This window comes from Streptomyces cucumeris, from assembly GCF_024295805.1.
In the GTDB taxonomy this organism is placed as follows: Bacteria; Actinomycetota; Actinomycetes; order Streptomycetales; family Streptomycetaceae; genus Streptomyces; species Streptomyces cucumeris.
The window spans coordinates 44,992-51,655 of sequence record NZ_JANCLX010000048.1; the positions used below are offsets into that span (position 1 = coordinate 44,992).

At 70.1% G+C, this 6,664-nt stretch carries 7 protein-coding genes and 1 pseudogene; 3 read left to right on the top strand and 5 right to left on the bottom strand.

Features of this window, described 5'->3' with window-relative positions:
- Window positions 1-129: 129 nt before the first annotated feature.
- Window positions 130-1,521 carry a DUF1996 domain-containing protein gene (locus tag NMK44_RS38765; RefSeq protein WP_254752357.1) on the bottom strand — a complete coding sequence of 464 codons (1,392 nt, stop codon included), beginning with the start codon at window positions 1,519-1,521 and terminating at the stop codon, window positions 130-132.
- A 242-nt stretch (window positions 1,522-1,763) separates the two neighbouring features.
- On the opposite strand from NMK44_RS38765, the gene NMK44_RS38770 reads away from it, so the two are divergent.
- A complete protein-coding gene (locus NMK44_RS38770) occupies window positions 1,764-1,922 on the top strand; it encodes a hypothetical protein (RefSeq protein ID WP_254752359.1) in 159 nt (52 codons plus the stop codon).
- A gap of 188 nt (window positions 1,923-2,110) precedes the next feature.
- On the top strand, window positions 2,111-3,232 hold the full coding sequence (locus tag NMK44_RS38775; protein WP_254752361.1) for a PP2C family protein-serine/threonine phosphatase: 1,122 nt from the start codon (window positions 2,111-2,113) through the stop codon (window positions 3,230-3,232).
- 15 nt (window positions 3,233-3,247) lie between these two features.
- On the opposite strand, the gene NMK44_RS38780 is transcribed toward NMK44_RS38775, so the two are convergent.
- The 3 genes from NMK44_RS38780 to NMK44_RS38790 all read right to left on the bottom strand — a co-directional run bounded on the left by NMK44_RS38780 (window position 3,248) and on the right by NMK44_RS38790 (window position 5,716).
- Window positions 3,248-3,556 carry an alpha-amylase inhibitor gene (locus NMK44_RS38780; RefSeq protein ID WP_254752363.1) on the bottom strand — a complete coding sequence of 103 codons (309 nt, stop codon included), beginning with the start codon at window positions 3,554-3,556 and terminating at the stop codon, window positions 3,248-3,250.
- Window positions 3,557-3,601: 45 nt separating this feature from the next.
- The gene (locus NMK44_RS38785) at window positions 3,602-4,351 is read right to left on the bottom strand and encodes an FG-GAP repeat domain-containing protein (protein ID WP_254752365.1); all 750 of its coding nucleotides are present in this window, start codon (window positions 4,349-4,351) and stop codon (window positions 3,602-3,604) included.
- A gap of 246 nt (window positions 4,352-4,597) precedes the next feature.
- Window positions 4,598-5,716 carry a serine hydrolase domain-containing protein gene (locus NMK44_RS38790; RefSeq protein ID WP_254752367.1) on the bottom strand — a complete coding sequence of 373 codons (1,119 nt, stop codon included), beginning with the start codon at window positions 5,714-5,716 and terminating at the stop codon, window positions 4,598-4,600.
- A gap of 165 nt (window positions 5,717-5,881) precedes the next feature.
- On the opposite strand from NMK44_RS38790, the gene NMK44_RS38795 reads away from it, so the two are divergent.
- On the top strand, window positions 5,882-6,541 hold the full coding sequence (locus NMK44_RS38795) for a TetR/AcrR family transcriptional regulator (protein ID WP_254752368.1): 660 nt from the start codon (window positions 5,882-5,884) through the stop codon (window positions 6,539-6,541).
- Window positions 6,542-6,556: 15 nt separating this feature from the next.
- Here NMK44_RS38795 and NMK44_RS38800 read toward each other — a convergent pair.
- Window positions 6,557-6,664, bottom strand: a pseudogene (locus NMK44_RS38800) (IS5/IS1182 family transposase); the annotation flags it as partial.

A 6,664-nucleotide genomic window follows, 5' to 3' on the forward strand; every position in this document is an offset into this window, starting at 1 on the left:
CCCGCCGGGGGGCGGCCTACCGCGGCGGGCCGGTGGGGCGGTGGGGGGGGGCGCGCGGGGGCCCCCCCGGGGCCCCCACCGCTCCTCACTCCTGCGGCACTGCTACGGCACTCCTACGGCATTCGCGGCTCAGCCGCACTTGCTGCCGTTGTTGATGCAGCGCACCGCCTTCGCCATCAGCCGCGAGGACATCACGTTGATGAAGTCACCGTGGTCCGTGACCGGTTTGTGCAGCTGCTCGGGGAAGCTGTCGACGGCGAACGTCGAACCGGGCTGGACCTTGTAGGTGATCCGCTGGACGAGCTGCGGGACCGCCCGGAACCCCTGCGGGCACGAGCCGTCCGCCTGGGCGAACGCCACATGGGCGCGGTGGTTGGCGCTGTCGGTGTTCTTCCCGTCCCAGCAGCTCTGGAAGTTGAAGGTCCGCACCACGTTGCTGCCGCTCGGGCAGAGCGGGTACTTGTCCTTCAGCTGCCGGTTCTCGAATCCGGTGCAGCTCCACGAGGCGTTGGCGTTGGCCGTGCCGTTGGTGAACGACTTGGCGTCGCCGGTGATGATGCGCAGGAACTTCGGCATCGCGGTGACCTTGGTGACCGGGCTGCCGCGGAAGGTCAGCTTGACCGAGGCGGGCTGGAGGATGCGGCCGACGTTGCCGTCCTTGCCGCCGCCGTCCGCGTTCACGTCCTTCTCGTTGCTGCCGTCACGCAGCCGCAGGACCGGCCAGTAGTGCGTCGAGCGGTCACCGTTGGTGCAGGTGGTCCCGGCGCCGGCGAGCTCCTGGTCGGAGGAGAACGCGTCGGTCGCGAGGTTGCCCACGTAGTCGTGCATATGGTGCGCGCCGTTGCTCACACCGGGCGCCACGATCACGTTGTCCGGGTTGAAGTGCTTGTTCTCGTTGCGGCCGCAGCGCGAGGTGAAGGTGCCCTGGGAGGCGTCGGCCTTCTGCGCGGGCTTGCTGACGTTGGGCCGCACCTGGCGGATGTCCACGAAGTCGGCCTTCTGCGGGCCGCTCTGCTGCGGCGGCTGCTGGCCGCCCGCGGCCGGAGTGGCACCACCCGGGGTGGGTGTGGCGCCGCCGTTCCCGGCGTCGGTGTCGGCGTTGGTGGGTGCGGTGCTGTCCCGCTTCACGGTGCACGACGCCAGGGAGGTCAGCCCCTGCGGCCGGGACGCCACGCGGTCGATCGTGGCGGTGATGCGGATGATCGCGGAACGGCGCTGTGTCGACAGCGGTTCCAGCACACGCGACTTCACCCATTCGTCGCTCGCCCCGGACCCCCGCGAGGCCAGCCGCTGGTAGGCCGTGGCCACCTGGCTGTCCATCCGCGCCAGCTCGTCGTCCACCGTGGACTGCGCCTGGCGTGGCACCCGCGTCAGCCGGATCGAGATGTCCGGGCACTTGATGGTGAGCGTCTCCTGCACGGCGGCCCGCTGTTCGGCGGACTGCCCGGCGGAGGCGTCGTTGTCCGTCATCAGAAGGGCGCCAGCCCCGACACCCATCGCGGCCACACCAGCGACGGTCATGACGAGCAGTCGAGACCGTCTGTGTTTCTTTCTATTCACATGTCCACCCTTCATGGATGTGGTCATAGGAGATACGGCAAGCACGGCGATAGTTCTCAATGCCCGCCGAAATTTCTCCATGACCTCCCCAACCCACCCCGGACCTCGCACACTCGCCGTGATGACGGCTGCCGCGCGGTGGTCCTCGCGCTCAGCGCCGTACGTGTGGGCGTCCGCCCTCCAGCTCGCCCCGCGCCGCCTCCATGAAGGCGTGCCGCCGCCCGCTCGGTGTCCGCCCGCTGCCGGTGATCACGCTGCACCTCGACCCGGGCGGTCAGATGCTGCCCGATGAGGGTGCCCACGGTCCCCAGGAAGACGCCGAGCAGGGCGAGAACGCCGCGGTGGCGGCCGCCCTCGGCTGATCACCGTCCGGTGGCTCCCCGCCGGAGACGGCCGTCCCTGCCGGACCTGCCGTCGCGGGCCCGGATGATCACGTGGGGCGGGCGGGAGAACGGGCCGGTGTCCGGGAGAAGTGGAAGCTCGCGCTCCGACGGGGCAGGCTGGATCCATGTGGTCGCTCGTCCGCTCACCACCCCGAAACCGTCCGTGGGTGGGTGATCACGGTCAGCTCGTCATCGTGCTCGAACGGTCCGTGCCGTTCGTGATCGCGCTGATCGCGCTGTGCATCGAGCTGTCACCCCTCGAGTTCCTGTACACCGGCCCGTTCCTCACGGCGACCCCGGCGCTCGCCGCGCTGACGATGGGGCCCCGGGGCACGATGGCGGCCGCGGGCGTCGCGCTGGCCGTCAGCGTGACCACCGCGACCTACAACGAGGCGTGGGGCAGCGACCAGGTCTACAGCAACCTCCTGGGGCTGCTGCTGGTGTCCTCGGCCAGCATCACCATGAGTAGTGCCGTGCGTACGCGCAGACAGAGCGAGCTCGACCAGATCCGCCGTATCGCCTCCGCGGCCCAGGACGTCATCCTGCGCCCCGTCCCCGCCCGGCTGGGGCCCGTGCGGACCGCCAGCACCTACCTCGCGGCCGAGACCGGCGCCCAGATCGGCGGGGACCTCTACGAGGCCGTGCACACCCACTACGGCGTCCGCCTGATCGTCGGCGACGTCCGCGGCAAGGGTCTCCACGCCGTCCGCGCGGCCGCGGCCGTACTCAGCGCCTTCCGGGAAGCGGTGCACTACGAGGACGACCTCACCGAGGTCGTCAACCACTGTGCGGCGGCCCTGCACCGCGAGACCGCCGCCGGGAGCGCGGCCGACCAGGACGACCAGGCGGAGGAGTTCGTCACCGTCCTGGTCGCCCAGATCCCGGACTCCTTCGTGATCGAGCTGGTCAACCGGGGCCATCCGCCCCCGATGGTTCTCAGAGAGGGCAAGGTGCGCCCGCTGACGCCGACCACACCCCTGCCGCCCCTGGGCCTGGAGGGCTTTTTCTCCGGCCCGCCCTCGGCGGCCGAGACCTACCCCTTCGCCCCCGGCGACCGGCTGCTGCTCTACACCGACGGCGTCATCGAGGCCCGCGACCCCGACCGGGCCTTCTTCCCGCTGGCGGACGCGATGGAGGCGGTGCGCCCCTGCACCCCGACGGCGTTCCTGGAGGACCTGCACGGCCGTCTGCTGCGCCACACGGAGGGGGTTCTGGCGGACGACGTGGCCATGGTCGTCGCGGACCGCCTGGGCGACGACCACGGCGCACGTCCCGCTCCGTTCACATGACGCGGTCCGGCCGGTTCAGCACCGGACCAGGCCGAGGAACGCCTGGTCATAGAAGGGGAGGGCCGACGGCGTCACCCACTGGGTGGACTCCTGCCCCGGCTTGAGGACGTGGCACCGCGGCTGCGGGCCCGACGACCAGACGAGCTTGAAGGTGGGCAGCACCCGCTGCTCGGTGGCGCACCCGTTCGTCATGGTGACCCCGAACTGCCCGAACACCTCCTTCATGGTCACCGTCTTCACACAGCTCGGCACCGTGTCCGCCGCCGCCGGAACCTGCGCGGCACCGGTCAGCGCCAGCCCTCCGGCGGTGACGGCCAGTGCCACGGCGGCGCCGCCGGTCCCCGAAGGACCGGCGGCGCCGGATCGTGGTCAGGAGCAGGTCGTGTAGAAGTGCTTCCAGCCGTCGCCGGGCATGGCCGGCGGCTCGCCCGTGGACGCGTACTGCCCGTACTTCTGCATCATCGCGTCGTCGTAGTCGCCCGGGCCGCTGCCGGCCGTCGACAGCCGCACATCCCGGTCAAGCTGCCCGTCACCGGCGTTGTTGAGGATCGCGAGGTCCGGGTACGGGTCGTCACCGTAGTTGGCGATCCGCAGCTGCTGGGCCTCGCCGCTGTCGCCGATGTCGGTGTGCCGGGAGTCGGCGGAGCCCAGGTCCGACCGCGAGAGCGGGCCGGGGCGGTACTCCGCGAGGCGCGCCGTCGCGGGGTCGTCGATACCGGACGGCTTGACGATGTTCACGACCATGTCCAGGGTGCCGTCGTTCTGGAAGTCGGCGACCGCGGCGGTCGCGACCTCGCCCCGCTTCGCGCCGAGCAGCTTGCTGACGGCCTGCTTCGCGCCGAACGTGCCGTCCTCGGCACCCCACTGGATGGTCATCTTGGTCCCGGTGTGCCCAGGATTGCTGATCTTGTCCGCATGGCCGTCCCCGTCGAGGTCGCCCACCAGTGTCGTGGCGTCGGCCAGACACGGGCCCGCGTCCGCCGCCCGGGTGACCTTGCCGGACCGCTCCGCGCCGTCCGACGACGACCCGGCGGCACTGGCCTGGTAACCGGCGATCGTCAGACTCAGGGCGACAGCCGCGATCGGCGCGGCGATAAGACGTGACCTCTTGCGAAGCATCTGCAAACTCCTAACGTTTGTTGCCGCGAGGTGAGATGGGGGGCGCCGCACCGCGGGTTGATGCGGAAATTGCTCTACTGCCATGGCGAAATTGCTCTAGCACATGGCCGTGAGTCGAGGTGTGCGCCAGACGATGTCTCACTCGGTGCGTCAACCACCTTGCCGGTGGGCGCTACCGTCCCGTTGGCGCGTCACTAACGATGCGCTGACGCTCCATCACCACCGGTGCGGGCAACGGAAGTCCGGTCAGCCGTACATCGCCGCGCGGTAGAAGGAGGCAAGTGCGTCGTCGATGGGATGGGGCTGCGGCGTGCCCGAGGAATCGAGCCTGTTCCACCGCTGGAGGTTCACCGCGACGCACATCTGCCGCTCACCGTCGGCACGGGTCATGGCCAGCGCTCCAGAGCCCCAGACCGTGCCGCCATGGCCCCAGAACGTGTCCTGACCGGACGTCTCCGTCGGGTGCAGGCCGAGGCCGTAGTCGATGATCTTTCCCTCCTGGGAGACGACCGGGACGGTGCGCTGCATCTGCGCCAGCGACGACGGGCTGACGATCTCGCCGGCGAGCAGCATGCCGAAGAAACGGTTGAGGTCCGAGACGGTCGATATCAGCGAACCCGCCGCCCCCACCCACGACATGTCGTAGACGCTGTAGTCGCGCGGCGGGTCGATCATGCCGAACCATGCCTCGTAGCTCTGCGAGTGCGGCCCCTCGACATACGGCTCCGTGGGGAGTTCGGTGTCCCGCAGCCCGGCGCGCTCGATGACGTTCCGGGTGATGTACCGCTCGGCCGTCGTGCCCGTCACCTGTTCCAGGAGTTCGCCGAGGAGCAGGTAGTTGGTGTTGGAGTACACCCCCGGATTCCCGCCCGGAGCGCCGACGGCGGGGGCGGTGACCCCCATCTCGATCAGTTCGGTGGGGTGAAAGCGAGTGAACCGGCTGTCGTCCAGACTCTGCGGCCCGGTGTCCGCGAGGGCTGGGAGCGCCTTGAGGGAGGGGTACGCATAGGGGAGGTATTCGGCGAGCCCGCTGGTGTGGTTGATCAGCATCCGGACCGTGATCGCGTCACCACGTGCTCCGGGAACCAGCCCCGGCAGGTACCGGCCGATCGGCGCGTCAAGACCGATCCGACCGGCCTCGACCTGCTGCAGAACCGCGGCGGCCGTGAAGGTCTTGGTGATGCTGCCGACGCGGTGCCGCATGTCGGGGGTGACGGGGCGGCCGGTGGCGACATCGGCGACCCCGGCCGCGCCGCGCCAGACCTGTTCGCCGTCACGCACCTCGGCGAACAGGCCCGGTATCCCGGCGCGGTGGACGTTCTCCAACGCGGCGTTCAGCTCCGCGGGATCCAGTGAGTTCCTCACGACACGAGTCCTTTCGTATGCCCCGGGGCGAGCTCCACATCGGCCGCCTGACACGGGTGACAAAGGCATGAGCCGACACGCCGGCCCGCTCATGTCCTCATTATGCACGCGGTGCGTGCAACGCCAAGTGCATAGGTTAGGCTGAGATCCGGCGAGAGGAGTGGGATGGCAGGGCGAAGGCGCTGGTCGACCGAGGAGATCCTGGACGCGGCGGCGGAGCTGCTGCGCACGAGCGACGCCGAGTCGTTCAGCGTGCGCAAGCTCGCCGCGGTGCTCGGGACCGACTCCTCCAGCCTCTACCGGCACTTCCGCAGCAAGACCGAACTGCTGCGCGCGGTCGCCGACCGGATCCTCCTGGCCGCCATGGACGACTACCGTCCCGAGGGCGACTGGAAGCAGCGCCTCACCGCCCTGGCCCTGCGCCTGAGAGGGGCCTTCGGCCGGCAGCCCCAGCTCGCCGCGGTCTGGGGGCGCTATGCGTCATCCGGCACCGGTTCCCGGCTGGTGATGGAAGAGGTGCTGCAGGCCCTGCGCGCGTCGGGACTGCCCGACGAGGAGATCCCGGCGCACTACCACCGGATCGCGGTCCTCATCGCCGCGCTGATCGCCTCCGAGGCCGGGGTCAGCACCGTCACCCCCGAAGACCACCAACAGGGCATGGAGCTGTTCCGCGTCGCGGTACTCGGCGCCGACCCCGAACGCTTCCCGGCCCTGGCCCACTTCGCCCGCGACGTCCGCCCCCTCGGAGCGGACCGCCGCGCCGCGTTCGAAGAGCTCCTCGCCGCCCAACTCGCCCACATCGAGGCCGCGATCCGCCCGAGCTAGGTTCTGTCTCTTTGGTCAGCGGCGGGTCCAGATGAGGATGCCCGCGAGGTGGAGTGCGGCCTGGTAGGCGATCGCGAGCTTGTCGGTTCGTGTGGCCAGGCCGCGCCACTGTTTGAGGCGGTT

Coding starts and splice junctions, on each gene's coding strand:
- NMK44_RS38765 (WP_254752357.1), bottom strand. CDS start 1,521: ATGACCGTCGCTGGTGTGGCCGCGATGGGTGTCGGGGCTGGCGCCCTT.
- NMK44_RS38770 (WP_254752359.1), top strand. CDS start 1,764: ATGAAGGCGTGCCGCCGCCCGCTCGGTGTCCGCCCGCTGCCGGTGATC.
- NMK44_RS38785 (WP_254752365.1), bottom strand. CDS start 4,351: ATGCTTCGCAAGAGGTCACGTCTTATCGCCGCGCCGATCGCGGCTGTC.
- NMK44_RS38795 (WP_254752368.1), top strand. CDS start 5,882: ATGGCAGGGCGAAGGCGCTGGTCGACCGAGGAGATCCTGGACGCGGCG.